Below are 23,549 nucleotides of genomic sequence, written 5' to 3'. Positions count from 1 at the left end.
TCTTTCTCCCACAGATGTAAATGGTATTCTTTGCGGCACTTATGGACAATCCCTTTACTTTCTTCATACAACTCTTTCAGATTCATAGACCTCTCCTTTCTGCATTTAGTTTAACAGAATGCATCAAGATTTTGATCTTCTTCTCCTCTTCTGTTCCCTTTCCACTCTCAACTGCACGCAAAAAGAGAGGCATAGCCTCTCTAGGGTTATAATTCTGCAATTTGGTTGAGATTCACTTCTGCAATCGTATCATTACCAAACATAGAGATAATCATCTTCACTTTGTTGTTATCAATTTCAGTAATTTTACCTGTATAATCTGCAAAAGCACCATCAATGATGCGGACAGTCTGCCCAACTTCAACATCAATATCAAACTCTTGAACGGTTTGTCCCATAGAAACCAGAATATCACGGATTTCCTGTTCCAATAGTGGAGTTGGTTTTGATCTGTTACCGTGTGAACCGACGAATCCTGTTACGTTAGGTGTGTTTCGAACGACGAACCATGCTTCATCTGTCATGACCATTTCTACAAGGACATAACCTGGAAAGCGATTCTCTTCAACTTCCTTTTTCTTTCCATTTTTCTCAACTTGCACGGTTTGTGTTGGAATCTCAACACGTAGAATATTATCCAACATGTTATATGTTTGCGCACGTTGCAATAGATTTTCTTTTACCTTATTTTCATAGCCAGAATAAGTTTGTAGAACAAACCATCCCTTGTCAAAACTATCCATGATATTTCCTTTCATACATATATAGAAGAAAGCTAGCAGAAGCTCTCCGCTTTTCTTCTAAAAAATGTTAATAAATCGAATCAAACCTGAAACAATCAACTGGTCAAAAATGTAAATGATGACCACAAAGAAGGCTGTGTATTCCATAATAGAGCGAAAATCTCTCCAGCTTTCTTTGCGAGTTGGCCAAGTTGTTTCTTTAAGAAGTTTAAAAATATCCTTAATAAAACCCATCGTTCTCTCCTATCTCGTCTCTCTATGTGTCGTATATTTTCCACAATGTTTACAAAATTTATTTACTTCTAGTCGTGTTGGCTTGGGGTTCCCACTAATTTTGATTGAATAATTTCTTGAACCGCAAACTGCACAAGCTAGGCTTGCTTTTTTTAGTGCCATAACGCCTCCATCTTATCTATTATAACAAGAAACCTAGGCTTTGACAAGCCTCTTAACGAAAGAGATTGACGAAAGAGTCCCAGATTGTCTGGGCTTTTTCTTTTATCTTTGCATCCGAAATCGCACGTCCCGCTTCGTCTACAAGATTTTGAGCACGACTACGAATATCTCCTAGCGGATCCTCGGACTGACTCGTCTCATTTTCAACGACCTGCTTTTTCGTGTTTTCTGGCGCAATGCCATTCTGCTTATAGGCATTCTCAACCGTAAAGGTACTACCTGGAGTGTAAGGCAAAATAGTGTTGGCCATACTTCTAAAGACATGGGCAGCTCCATTTGAGGTAGAACCTGCTAGATAATGATTCTCATCTGTTGTTGGGAAGCCGAGCCAGTGGCTGATTACAACATCTGGAGTATAGCCGATCACCCACTGGTCACTGGTATATTCCGGATTGAAAACAGCTTCAGTCGTACCTGTTTTACCAGCCATGACATAATCTGCTGGCGACGAACTAATTCCTGTACCATTGGTAAATGTTCCTAGCATCATGCTGGTCATTTTATCAGCTACAGACTTATCAATCACTCGTTTTTGGGAATTTTTATGACTCTTAATGACCTGACCACTGGCATTTTCAATACGAGTAATAAAATGGGCTTCAGGCATCAGACCTTCATTAGCAAAGGCTGCATAGGCTTGCGCCATCTGGAGAGGATTCGTCTCCACACCTCCACCAAGAGCAACTCCAAGAACTCGGTCAACTTTTTCCATATTCAGACCAAATCTCTCCCCAGCGTCAAAAGCTTTGTCAATACCTAATTCATTTACAGTCGCAACTGCTGGTAGGTTGAGTGATTCCGCCAAAGCCTGATACATAGGTACTTCTGGAGATGTCTTAATACCCGCATAGTTGTCTACTTGATAACTGTCATATTGCATGGTGTGGTTGTCCAGTTGCTTGTTCAGAGTCCATCCGGCTTCCACAGCTGGAGTATAAACCACTAAAGGTTTGATAGTTGAACCCGGGCTACGCTTAGACTGAGTGGCATAGTTGAAATTACGGAATCCTGATTTGTCATCACCAGCTACGCGACCGACAACTCCACGCACCCCACCTGTTTTAGGCTCTAGAGCAACACTACCTGATTCAGCATGCGTTCCGTCTTCTGCTGTTGGAAATAGGGAAGTGTTTTCGTAAATAACCTGCATGTTTGCTTGGTAGTTTTGGTCAAGTTCCGTATAGATTCGATAGCCGTTGTTGACAATCTCTTCTTCTGTGAGATTGTACTTGGAAACTGCTTCGTTGACAACTGCATCAAAATAGGATGGATAACGATAATCAGAAATTTTACCCTCATACTTATCTTGCAGTTGAGAAGCCATATCTACTCCAGCTGCTTCGGTCTCTTGATTTTTATCAATATAGCCCGCTGCAACCATATTTTGCAAAACAGTATCCCTACGGTTGGTCGAAGTCTCAACAGAATTTAATGGATTATACAATTCTGGTCCCTTGAGCATACCTGCTAGAGTCGCCGCCTGATCAAGCGTTAGTTGTGAAGCCGATACGCCGAAATATTTCTTACTTGCATCTTCAACACCCCATACCCCATTCCCGAAGTAGGCGTTATTGAGATACATAGTAAGGATTTGCTCCTTGCTGTATTTCTTTGTCAATTCTAAGGCCAGGAAAAACTCCTTGGCCTTTCGTTCAACGGTTTGGTCCTGAGACAAATAGGCATTTTTTGCCAACTGTTGAGTGATGGTGGAGCCCCCTCCAGAACGACCCGCTGTGATAATAGCTAGAAAGAAACGACCGTAGTTAATCCCATCATTTTTATAAAAGGAACGGTCCTCTGTCGCGACGACAGCATTTTGCAAGTCTTTGCTGATACCTGCCAGCTCAACATAGGTTCCCTTTTGACCTGATAGGGCCCCCGCCTCTTTTTCTTCGCGGTCAAAAATCAGAGTTCGCGTTTTCAAGGCATTTTGCAAGTCATTGACATTGGTAGACTTGGCTATTGCAAATAGGTAGGTTCCTACGAGCAAACCTGCACTTAACCCTAAAATGATGACGATTTTTGTCAGATGATAACGACGCCAAAATTTCCGAATTGGGCCTACTTGGGACAATTTTTTTCTATCGCTCCGTGAACGACGCATGCTAGTAGAATCAGACTCCGCCGATTCACTCGTTTCTTTTTTAAAGAGAGAAAGGAACTTCTCAAATAATTTATCTAATTTCATGCGTTTATTTTATCATCTTCACCATAGGAACTCAAGAATTTAGCTACTCCCTATCCAAATAGGGCTTTTTTTGTTACAATATCTGTATGCAATTCACATTTACATTACCCGAATCCATGCCTCAAATGACGGTCAAACAATTCCTAGAGGAACAGCTCCTCATTCCTAGGAAGATTCGCCATTTTCTAAGAACCAAGAAGAATATCTTAATCAATCAAAAACAAGTTCACTGGAACGAGATGGTCAAACCAGGTGACGTTTGCCAGTTGACTTTCGACGAGGAAGATTATCCCAAAAAGGAAATCCTTTGGGGCAATCCAGACCTCGTTGAGGAAGTTTATCAAGACCAACATCTCATTATCGTCAACAAACCTGAGGGTATGAAAACCCACGGAAATCAACCTGATGAAATCGCCCTTCTTAACCATGTCTCTGCCTACGTTGGCCAAACCTGCTATGTCGTTCATCGCTTGGACATGGAAACAAGCGGTTTAGTACTTTTTGCTAAAAATCCTTTTATCCTTCCTATTCTCAATCGTTTATTGGAGAAAAAGGAAATCGCTCGTGAATACTGGGCATTCGTAGAGGGGCAAGTAGGGAGCAAAGAACTTATCTTCCGAGATAAAATTGGTCGTGATCGACACGATCGCAGAAAACGAGTAGTAGATTCTAAAAATGGGCAACAGGCTGAAACGCATATCAGTCGATTAAAGCAATTTCCAAACAAGACTTCTCTGGTTCGTTGCAAACTAAAGACCGGTCGAACGCATCAGATTCGTGTTCACCTCTCTTATCACAAGCATCCTATCCTAGGCGATCCTCTCTATAACTCTAGATCAAAAGCAAGCCGGCTAATGCTCCATGCCTTCCGACTATCCTTTACCCATCCACTCACCTTAGAAAAATTGAGTTTCACTGCCCTCTCAGATACTTTTGAAAGAGAATTAAAACAAAATGGATGACACTATCATCTATTTTTCTATACAAAAAAGCAAGACCAGAAGGTCTTGCTTTTATCGACTCAAGAATTATTTAGCGATTTTTGCGAAGTATTCAAGAGTACGTACAAGTTGTGCAGTGTATGACATTTCGTTGTCGTACCATGATACAACTTTAACCAATTGTTTACCGTCAACATCAAGAACTTTAGTTTGAGTTGCGTCAAACAATGAACCGTAAGACATACCTACGATATCTGAAGATACGATTGGATCTTCTGTGTAACCGTATGATTCGTTTGAAGCTGCTTTCATAGCTGCGTTCACTTCATCAACAGTAACGTTCTTTTCAAGAACTGCTACCAATTCAGTAACTGATCCAGTTGGAGTTGGAACACGTTGTGCAGATCCGTCAAGTTTACCGTTCAATTCTGGGATTACAAGACCGATAGCTTTAGCAGCACCAGTTGAGTTAGGAACGATGTTTGCAGCACCAGCGCGAGCACGGCGAAGGTCACCACCACGGTGTGGTCCGTCAAGGATCATTTGGTCACCAGTGTAAGCGTGGATAGTAGTCATCAATCCTTCTACAACACCGAAGTTGTCTTGAAGAGCTTTAGCCATTGGAGCCAAGCAGTTTGTAGTACATGAAGCACCTGAGATAACTGTTTCAGTACCGTCAAGAACGTCGTGGTTAGTGTTAAATACAACTGTTTTAACATCGTTTCCACCAGGAGCAGTGATAACAACTTTTTTAGCTCCTCCAGCGTGCAAATGTTTTTCAGCCGCTGCTTTCTTAGCAAAGAAACCAGTTGCTTCAAGAACGATTTCTACACCGTCAGTAGCCCAGTCGATTTGTTCTGGATCACGTTCAGCAGAAACTTTAACGAATTTACCGTTAACTTCAAATCCACCTTCTTTAACTTCTACAGTACCGTCGAAACGACCTTGAGTTGTGTCGTATTTCAACAAGTGTGCAAGCATAACTGGATCTGTAAGGTCGTTGATGCGAGTAACTTCAACACCTTCTACGTTTTGGATACGGCGGAAAGCAAGACGACCGATACGTCCGAAACCGTTAATACCAACTTTAACTACCATTAGTGATTTCCTCCTTATGAAAATCATGAAAATTTTATTGTGAAAAGAGTAACTTGAATCACTACAAATCACCTTTCAACAAACCTATTATATAACTATTTGAGTTTAATTGCAAGTACGGGCGTTGATTTTCTCTCCTGCTTTTCTACTTTTAAATCCCCTTCATTCACCTAAGCTTTTATTTCTAGGACCTTCTATCCTATCCGCATAATCTTCTCTTCTCATAGTTCAACTCTAACTTCAGAAATAGGATCATGAAAAGAGACAGGATTACTCCTGCCTCTAGGCTGATAAACGATTATTTACGACGTCCTGGACGTTCTGCATAACCATAGTAAGCATCTGCCATGATTTCTTCCATGTCAGCTACCATTGGCAAGCGTGGGTTTGCAGGTGAACATTGGTCTTCATAAGCAAGCAAAGCAATTTCATGCAAGCTGTCTTTCCAAACTTTTTCATCAATTCCAAAGCCTTTGAAGTTCATTGTGATTCCGACTGCTTCACCAAGATCGTAAACTGCTTTGGCATAAGCTTCAACTGCTTCTTCTGGAGTTGAGTGAGGCAAGCCAAGCATTTTCGCGATGTCTTGGAATTTTTCATCAGCTTTCCAGTAGTTGTACTTAGGCCATGTAGTTGTCTTAGATGGGCGAGTACCGTTGTAACGGATAACGTATGGAAGTAAAATTGCGTTTGTACGTCCGTGAACAGTATGGTGAACTCCACCGATCTTGTGGGCCATTGAGTGGCTCATACCAAGGAAGGCATTGGCGAAGGCCATACCAGCCATTGTAGATGCATTATGCATTTTTTCACGTGCTTCTGGATCGGCTGTCTTAACAGATTTTTCCAACCATTCAAAGACAAGTTTGATAGTTTGAAGGGCGATACCGTCTGTGTAGTCGTTAGCAAAGTTTGAAGTGTAGGCTTCAGTAGCGTGAGTCAAGACGTCCATACCTGTATCAGCAGCGATGAAGTCTGGAACGGATTCAACCAAAGCAGGGTCAACAATGGCAATAGTTGGTGTCAATGAGTAGTCAGCCAATGGGTATTTGCGGTTGTTTTTCTTATCAGAGATAACGGCAAATGGTGTTACTTCTGAACCTGTACCAGAAGTTGTTGGAATACCGATGTATTTCGCTTTCTTACCAAGTGATGGGAAGCGGAAGGCACGTTTACGGATGTCCATGAATTTTTGAACTAAGTCACGGAAGTCAATTTCTGGTTGCTCGTAGAAGAGCCACATTACTTTGGCCGCGTCCATTGGAGAACCACCACCAAGAGCGATGATTGTATCTGGTTCAAATGCTTTCATCACTTCAGCACCACGTTCTACAGTTGTGATGTCTGGATCTGGTTCAACATCTGAGAATACTTGGATAGTTACACGGTTGCTACGTTTGTTCAATTGATCAATAATGCGTTGAACAAAGCCAAGTTTTTCGATGGATTTGTCTGTAACAATCATAACGCGTTCAATATCTTCACATGTTTGAAGGTATTGGATAGAATTGCGTTCGAAGTAAATTTTTGAAGGAACTTTAAACCATTGCATATTATTTCTACGTTTCCCTACTTTCTTGATGTTTAGAAGGTTGATCGCACTCACGTTATCACCAACTGAGTTGTGTCCATATGAGCCACATCCAAGTGTCAAGGATGGAATGAAGGCATTGTATACGTCACCGATACCACCGAAAGTAGATGGAGAGTTCCAGATAATACGCATTGCTTTGATTTCTGTACCAAAGCGTTTAGCAAGAGCTTCGTCTTTTGTATGGATGGCTGCTGAGTGACCAAGTCCGTTAAACTCAACCATTTGACGAGCTTTTTTAAGACCGTCTTCTGTATCTTCAGCTTTTAGGACAGCGATAACTGGTGACAATTTTTCACGAGTCAACGGTTCTTTTGGGCCTACTTCTGCGCATTCTGCAGCCAAGATGTTTGTTCCTTCTGGAACGCTAAATCCTGCTTGTTCAGCAATCCATGCTGCTGGTTTACCAACGATGTTTGCATTTAGTTTAGCACCTGCACAGTTTTTACTGTTAGCTTTCACACCGAAACAGAATTCTTCAAGAAGGGCTTTTTCTTTTTTGTTTACAAAGTAAGTGTGATATGATTTGAATTCTTCTACAAATTCGTCATACACTTCTTTATCAATGATAACGGCTTGTTCTGATGCACAGACCATACCATTGTCAAATGATTTAGACATGACGATATCATGAGCAGCTTGACGGAGGTCAGCAGATTTTTCTACATAGGCAGGAACATTTCCGGCACCTACCCCAAGAGCTGGTTTCCCACATGAGTAAGCCGCCTTAACCATGGCATTACCACCAGTTGCAAGGATAGTTGCAACACCTTCGTGGTTCATAAGCGCTCCAGTTGCTTCCATAGATGGTTCTGTAATCCATTGAACACAGTTTTCAGGTGCTCCAGCCGCGATAGCTGCATCACGAACGATTTGTGCTGCGTGAGCAGAAGATTCTTGAGCTGATGGGTGGAAGGCGAAAACGATTGGATTACGTGTTTTCAAAGCAATCAATGATTTGAAAATAGCTGTTGATGTTGGGTTCGTTGTTGGAGTGACACCACATACTACTCCAACAGGCTCTGCAATTTTAGTCAAGCCAGTAACAGGGTCATCTTCAATAACACCGACAGTTTTAACACCACGCATATTATTCACAACGTGCTCACAGGCAAAAAGGTTTTTTGTAGCCTTATCTTCAAATACACCACGACCAGTTTCTTCAACTGCATGTTGAGCAAGAATTCCGTGCGCATCAAGAGCTGCAACTGAAGCTTTCGCTACGATGTAGTCAACTTGCTCTTGGTTCAACTTGCGCATTTCATCAAGCGCAACCAAGGCTTTTTTCACTAACCCGTCGACATGCTTTTCAGCAGCGAGTTGTTTTTCCTCAGGTGTTAACGTTTTTTTATCAGCCATATTGTCCTCCATAGCCTTCAAGGATTCAATCCTTTGTTAATTTTTTCACAATTTTATTATAACTCTTTTTCAAGACTTTGTAAACCGTTTCATAAGCATTTCACAAAGAAATTTTATGATATTGTGAATTTTTTCTCAATACACCTGCGCAATAGAGTTTTGTCTGGACGATTGTGAAATTATGGAAAAAATTTTTTTATTTCACAAAGTTTTTCTAGTTGATAGTTAGTTATCGAATTCAAGACAAGAAAGCGTTTTCTTTTCAGGCTTTGAAAATAGTCTCCTAACTTGGAGACTACTGTTTTTGCTGAAAAACGCCTTGTTTAAAGGTTCCTTCATAAACAACTTCTTGCTCTGTCGTCAACTTCCCTTGACCTTCAGCCTGACCATTTACAAAATCACCTTCATATTTCCAGCCATCTTTTGATTGGAAAGTCCCTTTTCCATTAAAGGCTCCATTATTGAAATCACCTGTATATTGGTCTCCATTTTCAAAGGTCAGGGTTCCTTGACCATTCATTTTCCCTCGTACCAAGGTACCATCATAAACAAGCGCACCACCATCAAGTGTCAGGACGCCCTTTTTTGGTGTGTTTAGTAGAAAAACTGACACGGCGCAGATAGCGATTAGAAGGACTGTTACAATCTCTATACGTGGGCGAGTTAGATAAACTCGATATTTTTCGAAGATTTCTTTAAGCTTTTCCATTGTCACTCTCATTTTCTAAACGATCTAGCCAGCTTTGGCATCCACTTGTGATACGCGCATAGGTTTCCTCAAAATCTCCCGTGTACCATGGATCTGGAACACTTTCAGACGCAAAAGAGTAGATTTTGTGCTGTAGTTCCTGAGGACACATTTGATGCAGGTCTGAAATGTTTGAAGTATCCATGCCGATAATGTAATCAAATGACTCAAAGTCTTCTCTGCGAATCTGAAGCGATGTTTTGTCTTTGTCATAAGGGATCTGATATTGCTGGAAAATTCCTTGCGTTCCCTTATGAATCGGATTGCCATGTTCCCATGATGACGTTGCCCGACTCTCGACGTGGTAATCGCTCGTCATGGACTTCATCACAAATTCTGCCATGGGGCTACGACAGATATTTCCTAGGCAAACAAATACTATTTTTTTCATCCCTTTTCCTCTCATCTCATAGAAAAACGGGAGTGACAGGTCCCGTTTTATTCTTCGATTGCTCCGCCTTCGTCAACAACTGTTCCTTCTGGTGTCACAGCTTCTTTGAGTGGCAAAACGGTCTTAATTGCAGCCAATTCAAAGGTCAAATAAACGCCATCTACATCCAGTACGATTGTACCTTTCTCAGTATCTACTTCATCCACTGTTCCGTAAAGCCCACCAATTGTAATGACTTCATAGCCTTTTTGAAGCTTGTTCAAGCTTTCCATACGCTTTTGTGCTTGTTTCTTTTGAGAACGTTGCATAAAGAACATCAAGGCAAACATACCTACAAGCATGATCAAAAATGTTAAATTTGGACTAATATTTTCCATAGTATTTTCTCCTTTGTATTTTACATAGGACTACTATATCAAATTTCAGCTACTTTTACAAGGTTGTGCCTTGTTTTTATGGTTATAAAAAATCAGAGTTTTCACTCTGATTTCTGCGATTATTTCAAGTTTTGAACGACTTTGACTAGATTTTCAACTGTAAATCCGTACTCTGCCAATACTTTTGGTGCTGGAGCAGATGCTCCAAAGGTATCAATACCGAGAACGGCACCATCAAGACCAACATACTTGTACCAGTTTTGAGTTGCACCCATTTCGACTGCAACACGACGACGAACTGCATTTGGAAGGATTTCTTCCTTGTAAGCTGCATCTTGTGCGTCAAAGACATCTGTTGATGGCATGCTGACTACACGGACTTTTGCGCCTTGACTAGCCAATTCTTTGGCGGCTGCGACAGCCAGATTGACCTCTGAACCTGTTGCAATCAAGATTGTATCAAAGTCTGCTGCATTTTCATAGACAACATAGGCACCCTTCGCAACTTTGTCAAAGTCTGTTCCCTCTTCGACAGTCAAGTTTTGACGTGTCAAGACAAGAGCAGTTGGTGTTTTTTCGCTTGTCACTGCAAGGTACCAAGCTGCTTGAGTTTCACGCGCATCTGCTGGGCGGAAAACATTCAGATTTGGCATAGCACGAAGACCTGCTAAGTGTTCAACTGGTTCGTGAGTTGGACCATCTTCACCAACTGCAATAGAATCGTGGGTAAAGACATAAGTCACAGGAAGTCCTTGCAAGGCTGACAAGCGGACAGCTGCTTTCACATAGTCAGAGAAGACGAAGAAAGTACCACCGTATACACGAAGTCCACCATGAAGGGCCATCCCGTTCAAGATCGTTCCCATTGCAAATTCACGAACACCAAACTGAATGTTGCGGTTCAAGCGATTAGCATCGTCTTGAAGTCCATCCGTTTTGATATAAGTCATGTTTGAGTGAGCGAGGTCAGCTGATCCACCTAGGAAAGTTGGCAACTTGGTAGCGACAACGTTCAAAGCATCTTGACTTGAATTACGAGTTGCTTGAGAGAAGCCATTTTCTAAGGCTGGAAAGTCTGCTGGAGTCACTTCAACTGGGTCACGGCCGTCGATAATGGCTTCTACTTCTGCAGCCAGTTCTGGATGAGCCTCTTTATAGTCAGCAACTAATTTAGTCCAAGCTTGATAAGCTGATGCGCCACGGTCTGCAACATTTTCCTTGAAATCAGCATATACTTGCTCTGGGATTTCAAATGGTTCATAGTCCCAACCGAGAGCCTGACGAGTTGCAGCAGTTTCATCTGCTCCAAGAGGAGCACCGTGTACAGCATTAGTTCCTTGTTTGTTTGGAGAACCGTATCCAATCACAGTCTTCACTTCAATCAAAGATGGTTTTCCTGAAGCTTTAGCTGTTTCGATAGCCGCATGGATTGCTTCCAAGTCTGTTCCATCTTCAACCAAGGCTGTATGCCAGCCGTAGGCATTGTACCGCTCACGAACACTTTCTGTAAAGGAATCCTTTGTCTCACCATCCAAGTTGATGTCATTTGAATCATAAAGAACCACCAACTTGTCAAGTTTTTGCAAGCCTGCGTATGAAGCCGCCTCACTTGAGACACCTTCCATCAAATCTCCGTCTCCACAGATAACGTAAGTATAGTGGTCAAAGATATTGAAGCCTTCGCGGTTATATTTGGCTGCTAAGAAACGTTCTGCTTGGGCAAAACCAGTAGCAGTAGAAATCCCTTGACCTAGAGGACCAGTTGTAGCGTCAACCCCTGCTGTATGACCAAATTCTGGGTGACCTGGCGTTTTGGAACCCCATTGGCGGAAGTTCTTGACTTCATCCATGCTAACATCTTCAAAACCAGAAAGGTGAAGAAGGGCATAGAGAAGCATAGAGCCGTGTCCTGCTGAAAGAATAAAACGGTCGCGGTTGATCCAGTTTGGTTGAGCTGGATTGATACGAAGTTGCTTTGTAAAGAGGCTATAGGCCATTGGAGCAGCCCCCATAACCACCCCTGGGTGACCTGAGTTTGCTTTGTTGATGGCGTCAATACCTAGAAAACGAATTGCATTAACAGATAGATTTGACATAGAATTTCCTTTCTCTTTGAGGTGATTAATAAATCACACATCCTATTTTACTATTATATGAAAAAATGCATAGAATAGCAATAAAACAATTTGCGTTCATCTAACACATTTGATTTGTCTATCCCCTCGTCACTTCATAGTACGGAAGCAAGCGCGCATAAGCGTCTTCTAGCTTCTCCAATATCGCTTCTACTGACTGATTTTCAATGAAGGAAACATCTGCCTTAACCAAAACTTTACGGACTTCCTGACTTCTCACCTTCTCGCGTAAAGTACGACGATTCTCTTCTGTAGCTTCTACCTTTTGACTCTGGTCGTCGGTATATGCTAGATAATACATTCCTTCTACCGGTGGAATATCTAAAACCTTGGCTTGTTTGCCCAGAGTCTGCTCATCTTTCTTGCGCTCGATGAAACTGACTTCCAAAGAAATCCCAAAGTCAGCAGGTGTTCCATACAAACGAAGGGCCATCATAGGTTCTGTCACTTGTCCGTCTCTCTGAAGATAGGCCCAGAAATGCGGCCGCAAGCGTTGCGCTTGGTTCATCCACTGACTAGTCTGTTGCAGTTGCCATTCTGGATGACTTGCTTGAAAGTTTTTGGCCAATTCTGTGAAATCCTTTCGGGCCTCTTGACCTTTTTGCCGCAAGTCCAACATCTTTTCTCTTTCATCGCCAGCTTTATCAGGATTACGGTACTGGACTCCTGCAAATGATAGGTATTCTCTAACTGCTTTCAGCATATCTGAATCTTTCCTTTCCTAGCAAAAAATCAGGATGAACCTGATTTTGCTTTGCTTATTCTGCATCTACGACAACATAGCGATTTGGCTCGTCACCTTCAGAGTAACTCGTCACGCCATCCATGCGTGAAATAATGCGATGGATAATCTTGCGTTCGCTATTTGACATTGGATCAGTTTGTTGGCTACGTCCTTCTTCTAAAACGCGAGTCGCCAATTTTTGAGCGTAGGTTTGCAACACTTCTGCACGATGTTCAACGTAATCATTGACGTTGATTGTGATATAAAAAGTTCTTGAATAACGATTGTAGAGGTAGTTTTGCGCCAAAAGCTGAAGTGCTTTCAATACTTTTCCGTGGTAGCCGATAATACGACCTGGTTCATTGGTATCAATTTGAAGATTGATGGTGCGGCGATTGTAGTCGCTTGAAATCGTCCCTTCAACATCCATATCATCCACAATGGTTTGAACATAGTTAGCCACTTGAGCTGCTACTTGTTCGATGTCATAACTCGGCTCCACCTTCAAACCTAGATCTTCCAAAGACTGGCTTTCTACCGATTCTGACATAGATACAAATTCTTCACACTCTGCTGGGTCTTCCACTCCAGCATCTCCTGTCTGCAATTCATTTAAAATCGCGATGTGACCTGTTTCTTCTAAGATCGTGCTAGCATGTTTCTCATTTTTCAAGATTTCAGCCTTGATTTCATCAGAAACACCCTGACCTTCCTCTTCTATTTTTTTAATTGCCTCAACAACGTGACCAAGATCAACTGTCGCCTCTGTTACTGTCTTAACAGGTTCGTTTTGTTCATTGATTTCTTTCGGAACACCTTTTACAGCTTGTTGATTGGCCTTAATCACAGTCGTCTCACTAATCGCCTCAATATCAACTTGAGCTGGTTTTTTCCCAAATAAGCCTAAAAAACCTTTCTTCTCTTTGGACACGACCTTGATGTGAGTCTTCATTCTCGGAATACCTAACTCTTTCAATCCTTTCTGGATTGCTTCTTCAACAGTTGAACCTGTAAATAATACCATTATCAGATTCCTCCTTATTATTTCGTTTTCTGAGCCTTTTTCTTGGCTTTTCTTTTTCTATTTTCCAAATCTTTTTTAGCTTGTATTTCTGCCTCACGCGCTGCAATAATCTTAAAAGGATTATTTAAGAAGTAAGTTTGCAAAACTTGATAAGCATTGGATACTGCCCAGTACAAGGCTACGCCACTAGGTGAAGAGATGGCAAAGATAAAGATCAGTACAGGCATTCCGTACATCATCCCTGTCATAGCTCCACTTCTTTCAGGTAAAGCCTTATTCGATAACCAACTACTCAAGAAGGTAAAGACTGCCGCCAAAATCGGAAGGATAAAGCTTGTGTCTACTCCCCCAAGGTTCACCCACAAAAAATGCCCTGTTTTCAAAAATTCTACTCGAGTCAAGGCTTGGAAGAGAGCCAAGAGAACCGGCATTTGAATCAAAATCGGCCAGAGAGAAGAAGAGTGTTTGACCCCTAATTCTTTATAGACCTTCCGCATCTCCTGATCCAGCTTGGTTCTACTTTCCATATCACGACCTGGATATTGTTCTTGCAGAGCCTTGATGCGTGGTTGAGCCTCTTGCATTTTTCTAGAGGCCACCATCTGAGTCTGAAAGACTGGCAATAGAATCGTACGAATCAGGATCGTAAAGAGGATAATCCCCACTCCGATACTAATGTCAAAGGACAAGAAGCGGATGATTTCAGCAAAAAAATAGACAAATTTACTCCATATATCTGTAGAATCTGCTGCAACATCGCTTGTCCCACAGGCTGTCATGACAAACAAGGACAAGCCCAGCAAACTAATCAACTGTAGTTTCTTTTTCACTCCTAATTCCTTCCCGGTAAATCTTTGATAACTTTAATACGTGGAGTAGATTTTTCTCCATTTCTGCATAATCCAAGCCTTCAACCCCTTTTCGAGCAATTACGACAAAATCAACGTTATCAGCTAACTGCTCCCTTACACTTAGCAAAATGTGTCGAATCCGTCTTTTAATTTGATTTCTAGTGACTGCATTCCCTAATTTCTTACTGACGGACAGCCCTACTCGAAAATGACTTTTCTGATTCTCCAATTGGTAGACAACAAATTTACGATTAGCAAAACTTGTTCCATCCGTGAAAATCGCCTTAAAATCTTTCTCTTTTTTTACACGAAAGCTTTTCTTCAAAACTCAACTCCATCTATTAAATTACTACTATTATACCATAAATTTCAAAAAAGCCAATAATGACAAGGTTTTAGACTGTTTTAACAACAAAAAGTTGGGAAAATTTATCTCCCAACTCCTTTTTATTGTATCTTACCTTGTAATTTTATTCAGTTCTTCTTACTTTTTCAAGCGTTCAACGTCACGAGCGATGACCAATTCTTCATCAGTCGGGATGACTAAGACACGAACTTTAGCAGCATCAGTCGAAATATCTCCTGTAGCGCCAAAGACATTCTTTTCAGGATCCACATCACAGCCAAACCAAGAAATGCCTTCAATAACCATCTGACGAATCGTTACAGAATTTTCTCCAATTCCGGCTGTAAAGATAATGGCATCTGCACCGTTCAAAACTGCCAAATACTGACCAATATACTTTTGGATACGATCCACAAAAATCTCATTTGCCAGTTGCGCTTTCTCATCACCCGCATGCATAGCTTCGTGAATATCACGCATATCGCTTGATCTCTCAGAAACACCCAAAAGTCCTGACTCACGATTGAGAATTCGACTGATATCCTCTGGTGTATTAAAGTCATCTGTATGTTGCATTAAATAGGGGATGATAGCTGGATCAATATCACCTGTACGAGTCCCCATCATGATACCACCAAGTGGAGTGAATCCCATGGATGTATCAACAGACTGACCACCTTTGACAGCTGTAATAGAACCACCATTACCAATATGGCAGGTAATCAATTTCAACTCTTCTAGGGGGCGACCTAAAATTTTAGCTGCTTCTCCTGCTACAAACTGATGACTTGTCCCGTGGGCTCCATACTTACGAACTTTATTTTCAGTGTAGTATTTGTTTGGAAGAGGGTAACGATAAGCTTTTTCTGGCATGGTTGTGTGGAATGAAGTATCAAAAACAACAACGCTGGTAATGTCTGGAAGCAATTCCTTAAATGCACGAATTCCTGCTGCATTGGCTGGGTTGTGAAGAGGAGCCAAAAGTCCCAACTCCTCAACTTTTTCTAACACATCTCCCTCTACCAAGGTTGACTCTTTGAAATATTCACCACCAGCAACGACGCGGTGTCCGACACCTGTAATCTCATCATAACCTTTGATGATGTCAAAACGAATCAAATCATCCAATAAAATTTTAACGGCTTGTGTGTGATCGTCAATATCAAGAATTTGTTTTTCAGAACGGCCGTCGAATTTTACAGTTGAAATAGAGTCCTTCAAACCGATGCGTTCAATCAAGCCTTTCGCCAATACTATTTCTTCTGGCATTTGGTAAAGTTGCCATTTCAAACTCGAGCTTCCTGCATTGATTGCAATTGTTTTAGTCATAACATGATACCCCTTTTAAGCGTTTTCAACTATTATAACAAAATTTACCTTACATTTCAGTACCTTTGCTCCATTTTTGAAAATTTTCTTTAAATTTCAATAGTGTAGCTGGATCTTGCAGACTTTCTAGCGGATAGACAAAAGGTTGCAGTTCCTGTTCAGTTTTTTTCTGTAAAACAAAAATACTTTTAGCTTGGCTTGCGATTGAGAAAATATCCTCTGGCAAGACAATAATAGCAGCCAGACTCACTTCATCTTTAAGCCACTCTTTTAACAAATCACTTTGAGGACTGGTTAGTAAATCACTCGGAGCTAGAAAAATAGCGTATCCGTCTGATTTTAGATACTTGAGCCCTTGCTCCATGAGCAAATGGTGGGCATAGGTATGCTCTTGACTAGAAGCCACTTGATAGCGTGAAGCGATGGCATCGTCTGGGTAATAGCCAACAGGCAAGTCGCTGATGACCACGTCGCTTTCTTTAAGCATTTGCGGACGAACGGCGTCTCCTTGGACAAAACCAGCCTGCAAACCAATCACATCTGCCATACTAGCCGCCAAATCAATCAGCAAGTCATCCACTTCGATTCCCAAGTAATCTACTTTTTTAGCAAGAGAAGTCAAGAAGGTGGCACCAAGGATTCCCATTCCAGAACCAATTTCGAGGATACTAATTTCCTCTTGATCAAGCAATTCTTCCACAACAAGTACCAAGAGGAGGGCAATGGCATCTGGTGTAAACTGGTGATTGGCCTGTAAAGGCTCAGTTTGTCCTGCCTTCATCAAGAGAAACTGGTAGGTCTTGAGCCACTCTTCCTTGCGAAGCGCTAAGCGCTTAAGGGCTTGATTGTTCTCCTTAACCTGCTCTAGCTCAGTCTCACCATCCAGATAGATGCTGTTTTGCTCTACCAAGGCGTCATAAAAGTTGGTCGTCAAATCACTTTGGATGACTTGGACATTCTCTAGTAAATACGTATAAGCTTGTTCAATTTTTTCAAAATCCATGTTCCTATTTTATCAAATTTCCCCTATTTTTTCCATCTGAAGAAAAAAATCACTGCTTTAGTCAGCAAGTGACTTTTGGGCTACAGTTAAAAAGAGCTCTGCGTAATTTCCTAGGAAAAGACCTTCAGCACTATAGAGAATCTGACTGTCTATGCTTGAAAAACCAAACTGGGCGAGCTTGGTTTCCAGTTCAGCTAAATCAAAACCATGGTGATTGGTATCTGTCTTGACAAAATCAGCAATGAGAACCTGTCCATTCTCCCTAAGATGATGGTGAAACATGGCAAGAGTCGCATCTAGATCAGGCATATGATGAAAAACCCGACTGACAATAATCAGGTCAAATTGTTGCTCCAAGGGATCTGCCAGTAAATCCTGCTCCAAAAACTGGATATTCTTGATATCTTGCTGGTCCGCTTTCAAACGGGCTTGCTCCAGCATTTTCTCCGAAATGTCCACAAGGGTAACCGACTTGGCCTGTTTGGCCAAGGGCAAAGCTAATAGACCCGTCCCACCACCGAAATCCAATATTTCCTTGTCTGATAAAAGATCAATCTGTTTTTCAACTGCTTGACAAACCAAATTTGCAAGAAAGATGTTTTTGGGCGAATCAAAAGTTTCTGCTTTGTGATTAAAATCATGTTTCATGCTTTTAGTTTAGCACAAAGAAGTTGAATTGACTAGGAATTGTCTTTCTTTTCAGGCTTTTCTTCTGATTTTTTCTTCCCTGCTTGATTGCTTGAATCAGTCGCTACCTCTTCCTTTTTAGCTGTTTTCTTTTCTTGGGTTTTCATCGGAGGAAAGAGAAATTCATAGTTGCCCTTATTCATACGAACACTTGTTACAAAACCTGTTTTCGTATTGTGATAAGTGACTTTTCCTAGATTAAAGGCTCGTTCCCCACTTTCTTGCTCAGCCTTATCTTTACTTCGCTTGGCCATGGCAAAAGCTACCAACTTTTCTTTGTTTAGGGCAAAGTCTTTGTGATGGGCGACTTGCCGATTCAAATAAAACTGCAACAAAAGGCTAAAAATGGCTGCCATGGTGACTGCATATAAGAGAACACCTGCCTTAACTTTTTGCTTTTTCCACACGATAGATGAATTCCCTTTCTAAGCCTTTTTGAAATTGGAAGCGGAAGCGAACCAATTGATTTTCTTCTGTAATTTGAGCTGATTTGAGTCCATAAACCATAGGCTGATAGCCCCGTCCGCTGGTATCGGTTTTCCGAAAATCGTCCGATTTGAACCTACCTATAGAGATATCCTTACCATCCTGTTTCATGTAGATGCGATTGCCTTCCACCTTTTCAAACTGCGAACGCTCTAACTCCGCCTCCAGCTGATCCACAAACAAGAGCCACTCCTTTTGCTCGTTTTGTTGCTGGTAACGAACTTCTGAAATGAGGAGCTGACTCATGGCTTGAAAGAGGAGCAAGCTTCCACTGATGACGATAAGGGCAATCAGAGATTCTAGAAGAGTGAACGCCTTAACCTTACTGCTCTTTAAGGTCGAGCAATTTCTCTGAACCATGGTAGACCTCCAATCCCTTTTCACTAGAAAACACCTGAATCTCCACTCCGTTTATGTTTACCTGATTTTGACCTGTCTGCAGAGCCATCTTCGCCACACGCAAGACTTCTTCCTTTTGCAAGATTTCTGCCTCTTCTTGTCTATTTTTCTGAATTTGTCCCAAAAGAAGGGTCGCAATGCTGGCAAAAACGGCTAGAGCAACTACTGCTTCCAGTAAAATCACTGCCTTAATTTTTTGTTTCCTTAATGCGTTTAATTTTCCCATTTCCTAGATATAATTGATAGCGAATCGCTCCTTTGCTGGTCTGAAATTCAACCTTAGCCAAGGACGAATTTCCCCCAGCTCGGTCAAAATGAATCGTTTGTCCAGATGGTGCCTGAATTCCTTTGGGAACAGTCAACTTCTGACTACCATTGTTGATTGTCTGCCCATCTAAGTTCAAGCTGGTCTTTTGCTGACTAGCTACACTGCGTTTTTGAGTTTCCCGATAGAGTTCTTCAAATTCCATAAAGAAAATCTGCTCCTCTACCGCTGCAAAACTGGACTGGACTGAACCTGATAAAGCCAAGGCAATGATACTCACAAGTCCCAAAACCAAGAGACTTTCCAGCATGGTAAAGGCCTTAATCCGCAACAGTTTGACTTGTGTTTTGTTTTGCATGGTAATCTTTATAAGCCTTGGCTTGCTCTGCTGTGATGCGACCATCTGCCTGTAATTTACTTAGACTCGCATCTTCATTCTTGTCCAAACTATAGAGTTCTGCCTGACTTTCCACCACCTTAACAACAGCAGCTTTTCCTTTGTCATTCACTGCATCCTTTTGCTTGGTCAAATTGGGCACAAAGAGCAAGAGAAGAACACTGATAATTAAAAGGACCACCAGCATCTCCACGAGAGTAAAGGCTTTCGCCTTGGCTTTTTTCAAATTTGTCATGAGTTTTTTCATTTTAAAAATTTACCTCCATATTTTGATACATGGGCATGAGCATTGCCGCATAAAGTAAAACGATAATCAGGGCCACAAAAATAAAAACCAGTGGCTGTACTAAGTTCATGGTGCGGTTGACTCGGGTAAAAAAGGCTTCCCAAGTTTTTTCAGAATAGATTTCCAACTCACTCCCCAGCTTGGACTTGACTTCCCCGTACTCGATGATGAGACTCAACTCCTTTTTAAAGAAGGGATATCTCGCTATGGTTTGAGAAAATTCACGGCCATTTTGCAGGGCTTGAGCTAGATCTTGACCGATTTCTTTAAAGAGCTGGGAACCCTGTTCCTGCATGATCTGAAAAATCTGCGTCAGCTCCATCCCCTGAGAAATCATATTTCCCCATTCACGCGCATAATAAGCTGTCAGATAAGTCTGGGTAAAGATTCCTAGAAAGGGAATCCGTGCTAACATCGAGAAGATCCGCATCTTAGAACTTCTTTTGTAGAAAGTGAAAGCTAAAAGTAAAGATAGTGAGCAAACCAACACTAGTCCCAGAAATATTTGTGGCAGATTGCCAATGATTTGAGTGGCAATATTGCTACTGTCCAGTTGGGGGAGCAAATAATTCCTCAATCCCAGCATGATTAGCAGGAGAAATCCCAGCAAAATCAAGGGATAAGTCGCCACTTCAATTAACTTTTTCTTGACCTTGGCTAGATTATCCAGATATTCTTCTATCTTTTCTAAACTCAGATGGAGATTGCCATGAACTTCAGCCAGGGATAGCTGGGTCACAATGGCACTTGAAAACCCTAAACTGTCCATCATTTCTGAGAAGGATTTCCCCTGAGACAAACCTTGGTGCATCTGGGCCACATAGTCCTTTTCCAGCAGGGCACTTCTGCCCAAGAAAGAAATAATTTCTACCAAATGAAAGCCACTGGAAAAGAGGTTGTTAAACAGGGTGATGATTTTCTTCTGCTTAGCTGTAGCTAATTTTTTCCGTTTCAGCCTGAAGACTTGTGATATGTCCATCTTTAAGAAGCTGGTCAATCTGCGCATTCCAGCTAGTTGGCTGGTGTTCTTGATAGTCTTGGTTTGCAAAGTCAAGGATTCCTCCTCCCCCGATTAATCTCTGGTAGCAGACACCTTGTAGGACAACTGCTAGTTCCTCCTCCGTCACACCCAACTCCAGAAGGCGTTCATAAACACCTCGGATACTCTTGGCATGAATGGTTGAAAAGACTGTCGCCCCTGTCAAACTGGCTCTGACCACTGCACGCGCCGTCTCGCTATCTCGAATTTCACCAATAATCAAGAGGTCAGGACGATGTCGGAGAGACAGTTTGATCAGATTTTCATAGGTCAGTCCGATTGCTTCATTCAACTGCAACTGTAGCATATCCTCTTGTTTGATTTCTACCGGATCTTCGATGGACATGACTTGTTGTCCCTTAAAAAGGGACTTAGCTAATTCATGCATCAGCGTCGTCTTGCCACTTCCGACTGGACCTGCAAATAGATAGAGGCCCCTTTGCCTGTACTGCTTGCCCAGTTCTCCAATATCCTGAAACCAGAAATGCAGGTCCTGCTCCTCATCGTGTAACAAACGAATGACCAAACTCTCATGCCCCCGATAATCTCCCACGGTGGACAAACGCAGAGAAGAAACCTTTTCGTCATACTGATAATCACAAGAACCCAGCTGACTGCGGCGTTTTTCTCCGACATTCATACCCGCTACAAACTTGAAATGACTAATCACAGCAGCAAATTTTTCAAAATCATAACAACCGATTTTACATCTTTCGTCTCCCACTCTCATATGGAGTTCATACGCATCTAATTTAGGAACAAAATAAATGTCTTGTGCACCTTTTCTCCTAGCCGAACGAATGATCTCTTGTGCAATTTCTTGAACCATACTTACCTCCTCGCCTATACTATTCGAAAAAATTGAAAAAAATAAAAAGCAACTTAAAAAGTTACTTTTTTATCTCCATTTCATGTGGCAAGAACGGTGTTTTTCTTGACCTGTTTGTTTTTCATAGCCTGGACGTAGCTTTTCATCGGGGATGACTTGCCCATCCTGTAAAAGAGCCAAAGAATGGTACTGCTGCAAATACTCATCACACTCATCACACCAACGTTGGTCTGCAGGATCCCAAAAAATAGTCATCAAATCGCTCCGACTCTTATAAAGAGGATTCTTCTTTTCCAGCTCAAACCAGCATGATTTATAATATTTTAGAGCATCATAGTACTTGTTAAAAGAGCGACTCATAATGACATCTTTTTCCCAACCTTCTATGAACCACCACGGTTCATAGTCCCCATACATTTCTATAACACGATACATTTTCACTACTTCCTTTGTACCGTATATTATAACGAATTTTCTAGAACAATGAAAGGATTTTGCTTCATTATAGAACAAGTCTCTAGCTTTCTGAAGATACCTCTGAATAGAAAAGCAAAGGCTGAGTCATCACAGCCTCTGCTTTTTACTATGCTTGATAACGTTTCACACCATCTAGGTAGGTTGCTACCAATTCCAAATCTTTATCTAGCACGATAAAGTCGGCGTCATAGCCTTCACGGATTTGACCACAGACATCATCGATGTGAACAGATTTTGCTGGGTTGAGGCTGGCCATCATGACCGCTTCATGTGGATTCGCAATGCCCCATTCGACCACATTCTTCAAACCATCTTTGAGTTTGAGAATAGAACCCGCTAAGTTGCCTGTCGATTTGAGGCGTGCAGTTCCATTGGCAACCACTACCGGGAATTCTCCCAACATGTAGTCACCGTCTTCCAAGCCACCAGCTGTCATACAGTCTGTGATAAGGGCAATATTTTCAGTTCCTTTTTGTTTGAGCAAAATATCACAGGCCTTTGGATCCACGTGGTGGCCATCACAAATCAATTCAGCGTAAGTATGTGGCAACTCATACATGGCTCCAACCATACCGAGTTCACGGTGAGTCAACCCACGCATACCATTGTAGGCATGTACCCAAACGCTCGCTCCAGCATCGACTGCTTTTTTAGCTTCATCAAATGTCGCATTTGAGTGTCCAAGAGCAACAGTCACTCCTTCACCCGTAATCGTACGAACAAAGTCTTCTACACCTTCACGTTCTGGCGCAAGGGCAATTTTATTGAGCAGGCCATTAGCTGCTTTTTGCCAAGCACGAAACTCATCCATACGAGGGTCTTTCATATAGGCAGGGTTTTGAGCTCCCTTGTATTTCTCTGTGAAATAAGGCCCTTCAAAATAGATTCCACGAATCTTGGCTCCACTTGCCTCCTGATAACGAGCCCCGATATTCTCTGTTACTGCAAGCAATTGCTCGTAAGAAGAAGTCAAAGTCGTTGGTAAGAAGCTGGTGACACCTGTACTAAGTAGTCCTTCACTCATGGTATGAAGCGTTCCTTCGATGTTATTATCCATGACATCCACACCGCCAAATCCATGAATGTGAGTATCTACAAGTCCAGGGGCAATGCTATAACCTGTATAGTCAATTACCTCAGCTCCTTCAGGAATCTGTTCTACATGTTTGCCAAACTTGCCATCCACAAGTTCCAAGTAACCACCACGACGAACTCCGTGTGGGTAGAAAAACTGATCCGCTTTAATATAATTAGGCATAATGATAACCTCCTTGATAGATTGATTCTAGAATTTATTATGTCAATTACATTATAAACCTTTCTTTTTCATTTGTAAATGGTATAGACCTGTTTTCTAGAGATATTTTAAAAGAGCTGGAT

At 41.7% G+C, this 23,549-nt stretch carries 27 protein-coding genes and 1 pseudogene; 1 reads left to right on the top strand and 27 read right to left on the bottom strand.

All coding sequences use genetic code 11. The features are described from left to right. The 5 genes and pseudogenes from K1I53_RS09135 to pbp2a all read right to left on the bottom strand — a co-directional run. Positions 1-86: pseudogene (locus K1I53_RS09135) on the bottom strand (sigma-70 family RNA polymerase sigma factor); the annotation flags it as partial. A gap of 120 nt (positions 87-206) precedes the next feature. After that, entirely contained in the window at positions 207-743 is a 537-nt protein-coding gene (gene nusG, locus K1I53_RS09130) for a transcription termination/antitermination protein NusG (RefSeq protein ID WP_000376732.1), read from the bottom strand. A 57-nt stretch (positions 744-800) separates the two neighbouring features. Continuing rightward, entirely contained in the window at positions 801-977 is a 177-nt protein-coding gene (secE, locus tag K1I53_RS09125) for a preprotein translocase subunit SecE (RefSeq protein ID WP_000505776.1), read from the bottom strand. Between the two features lie 9 nt (positions 978-986). Continuing rightward, positions 987-1,139 carry a 50S ribosomal protein L33 gene (rpmG, locus tag K1I53_RS09120; protein WP_001809375.1) on the bottom strand — a complete coding sequence of 51 codons (153 nt, stop codon included), beginning with the start codon at positions 1,137-1,139 and terminating at the stop codon, positions 987-989. A gap of 52 nt (positions 1,140-1,191) precedes the next feature. After that, a complete protein-coding gene (gene pbp2a / locus K1I53_RS09115; RefSeq protein WP_223329167.1) occupies positions 1,192-3,387 on the bottom strand; it encodes a penicillin-binding protein PBP2A in 2,196 nt (731 codons plus the stop codon). A gap of 86 nt (positions 3,388-3,473) precedes the next feature. On the opposite strand from pbp2a, the gene K1I53_RS09110 reads away from it, so the two are divergent. Beyond that, on the top strand, positions 3,474-4,349 hold the full coding sequence (locus tag K1I53_RS09110; protein WP_223329166.1) for an RluA family pseudouridine synthase: 876 nt from the start codon (positions 3,474-3,476) through the stop codon (positions 4,347-4,349). Positions 4,350-4,415: 66 nt separating this feature from the next. Here K1I53_RS09110 and gap read toward each other — a convergent pair whose 3' ends face one another. The 22 genes from gap to nagA all read right to left on the bottom strand — a co-directional run bounded on the left by gap (position 4,416) and on the right by nagA (position 23,427). Beyond that, on the bottom strand, positions 4,416-5,426 hold the full coding sequence (gap, locus tag K1I53_RS09105) for a type I glyceraldehyde-3-phosphate dehydrogenase (RefSeq protein WP_000260678.1): 1,011 nt from the start codon (positions 5,424-5,426) through the stop codon (positions 4,416-4,418). Positions 5,427-5,724: 298 nt separating this feature from the next. Then, positions 5,725-8,376: a bifunctional acetaldehyde-CoA/alcohol dehydrogenase gene (gene adhE, locus K1I53_RS09100; RefSeq protein ID WP_223329165.1), complete on the bottom strand. Its 2,652-nt coding sequence runs from the start codon at positions 8,374-8,376 to the stop codon at positions 5,725-5,727. A 295-nt stretch (positions 8,377-8,671) separates the two neighbouring features. Beyond that, positions 8,672-9,085, bottom strand: coding sequence for an MORN repeat-containing protein (locus K1I53_RS09095; protein WP_223329164.1), 414 nt, complete (start codon positions 9,083-9,085; stop codon positions 8,672-8,674). After that, positions 9,072-9,515 (bottom strand): low molecular weight protein-tyrosine-phosphatase, encoded by a 444-nt coding sequence (locus tag K1I53_RS09090; RefSeq protein ID WP_223329163.1) that lies wholly within the window; start codon positions 9,513-9,515, stop codon positions 9,072-9,074. The genes K1I53_RS09095 and K1I53_RS09090 overlap by 14 nt, the downstream gene beginning before the upstream one ends. Before the next feature lie 47 nt (positions 9,516-9,562). Beyond that, positions 9,563-9,883 (bottom strand): preprotein translocase subunit YajC, encoded by a 321-nt coding sequence (gene yajC, locus K1I53_RS09085; RefSeq protein ID WP_025168800.1) that lies wholly within the window; start codon positions 9,881-9,883, stop codon positions 9,563-9,565. 128 nt (positions 9,884-10,011) lie between these two features. Beyond that, positions 10,012-11,988, bottom strand: coding sequence for a transketolase (gene tkt, locus K1I53_RS09080; RefSeq protein WP_223329162.1), 1,977 nt, complete (start codon positions 11,986-11,988; stop codon positions 10,012-10,014). Positions 11,989-12,106: 118 nt separating this feature from the next. Then, entirely contained in the window at positions 12,107-12,730 is a 624-nt protein-coding gene (locus K1I53_RS09075) for a ribonuclease P (RefSeq protein WP_223329161.1), read from the bottom strand. 55 nt (positions 12,731-12,785) lie between these two features. Further along, a complete protein-coding gene (gene jag / locus K1I53_RS09070; protein ID WP_223329160.1) occupies positions 12,786-13,775 on the bottom strand; it encodes an RNA-binding cell elongation regulator Jag/EloR in 990 nt (329 codons plus the stop codon). A gap of 17 nt (positions 13,776-13,792) precedes the next feature. Next, positions 13,793-14,605, bottom strand: a complete 813-nt coding sequence (locus K1I53_RS09065; protein WP_223329159.1) for a YidC/Oxa1 family membrane protein insertase — start codon at positions 14,603-14,605, stop codon at positions 13,793-13,795. Then, the gene (gene rnpA, locus K1I53_RS09060) at positions 14,580-14,951 is read right to left on the bottom strand and encodes a ribonuclease P protein component (protein WP_061419459.1); all 372 of its coding nucleotides are present in this window, start codon (positions 14,949-14,951) and stop codon (positions 14,580-14,582) included. Before rnpA ends, K1I53_RS09065 begins: the two co-directional genes overlap by 26 nt. 159 nt (positions 14,952-15,110) lie before the next feature. Beyond that, positions 15,111-16,301, bottom strand: a complete 1,191-nt coding sequence (locus tag K1I53_RS09055; RefSeq protein WP_223329158.1) for an acetate kinase — start codon at positions 16,299-16,301, stop codon at positions 15,111-15,113. Positions 16,302-16,350: 49 nt separating this feature from the next. Beyond that, entirely contained in the window at positions 16,351-17,304 is a 954-nt protein-coding gene (locus tag K1I53_RS09050; protein WP_223329157.1) for a class I SAM-dependent methyltransferase, read from the bottom strand. Between the two features lie 57 nt (positions 17,305-17,361). After that, a complete protein-coding gene (locus K1I53_RS09045; protein WP_223329156.1) occupies positions 17,362-17,952 on the bottom strand; it encodes a class I SAM-dependent methyltransferase in 591 nt (196 codons plus the stop codon). A 32-nt stretch (positions 17,953-17,984) separates the two neighbouring features. Further along, complete coding sequence (gene comGG / locus K1I53_RS09040; RefSeq protein ID WP_223329155.1) at positions 17,985-18,398, bottom strand: competence type IV pilus minor pilin ComGG; 414 nt, start codon at positions 18,396-18,398, stop codon at positions 17,985-17,987. Continuing rightward, entirely contained in the window at positions 18,376-18,837 is a 462-nt protein-coding gene (gene comGF, locus K1I53_RS09035) for a competence type IV pilus minor pilin ComGF (RefSeq protein ID WP_223329154.1), read from the bottom strand. The genes comGG and comGF overlap by 23 nt, the downstream gene beginning before the upstream one ends. Further along, positions 18,800-19,102 (bottom strand): competence type IV pilus minor pilin ComGE, encoded by a 303-nt coding sequence (gene comGE, locus K1I53_RS09030; protein ID WP_223329153.1) that lies wholly within the window; start codon positions 19,100-19,102, stop codon positions 18,800-18,802. Before comGE ends, comGF begins: the two co-directional genes overlap by 38 nt. Continuing rightward, positions 19,065-19,499, bottom strand: a complete 435-nt coding sequence (gene comGD / locus K1I53_RS09025) for a competence type IV pilus minor pilin ComGD (protein ID WP_223329152.1) — start codon at positions 19,497-19,499, stop codon at positions 19,065-19,067. Before comGD ends, comGE begins: the two co-directional genes overlap by 38 nt. Beyond that, on the bottom strand, positions 19,462-19,785 hold the full coding sequence (gene comGC, locus K1I53_RS09020; protein ID WP_223329151.1) for a competence type IV pilus major pilin ComGC: 324 nt from the start codon (positions 19,783-19,785) through the stop codon (positions 19,462-19,464). The genes comGD and comGC overlap by 38 nt, the downstream gene beginning before the upstream one ends. A gap of 1 nt (position 19,786) precedes the next feature. Beyond that, positions 19,787-20,803 carry a competence type IV pilus assembly protein ComGB gene (gene comGB / locus K1I53_RS09015; RefSeq protein ID WP_223329168.1) on the bottom strand — a complete coding sequence of 339 codons (1,017 nt, stop codon included), beginning with the start codon at positions 20,801-20,803 and terminating at the stop codon, positions 19,787-19,789. Continuing rightward, the gene (gene comGA, locus K1I53_RS09010) at positions 20,751-21,692 is read right to left on the bottom strand and encodes a competence type IV pilus ATPase ComGA (RefSeq protein ID WP_223329150.1); all 942 of its coding nucleotides are present in this window, start codon (positions 21,690-21,692) and stop codon (positions 20,751-20,753) included. Before comGA ends, comGB begins: the two co-directional genes overlap by 53 nt. Positions 21,693-21,761: 69 nt before the next feature. Continuing rightward, complete coding sequence (locus tag K1I53_RS09005; protein ID WP_223329149.1) at positions 21,762-22,127, bottom strand: DUF1033 family protein; 366 nt, start codon at positions 22,125-22,127, stop codon at positions 21,762-21,764. 148 nt (positions 22,128-22,275) lie between these two features. Then, positions 22,276-23,427 carry an N-acetylglucosamine-6-phosphate deacetylase gene (gene nagA, locus K1I53_RS09000; RefSeq protein WP_001134442.1) on the bottom strand — a complete coding sequence of 384 codons (1,152 nt, stop codon included), beginning with the start codon at positions 23,425-23,427 and terminating at the stop codon, positions 22,276-22,278. Between the last annotated feature and the right edge of the window lie 122 nt (positions 23,428-23,549).

Source organism: Streptococcus oralis, from assembly GCF_019929365.1.
GTDB classification, from domain to species: Bacteria; Bacillota; Bacilli; order Lactobacillales; family Streptococcaceae; genus Streptococcus; species Streptococcus oralis_BT.
This window is presented reverse-complemented; position numbering and strand designations above follow the sequence as displayed.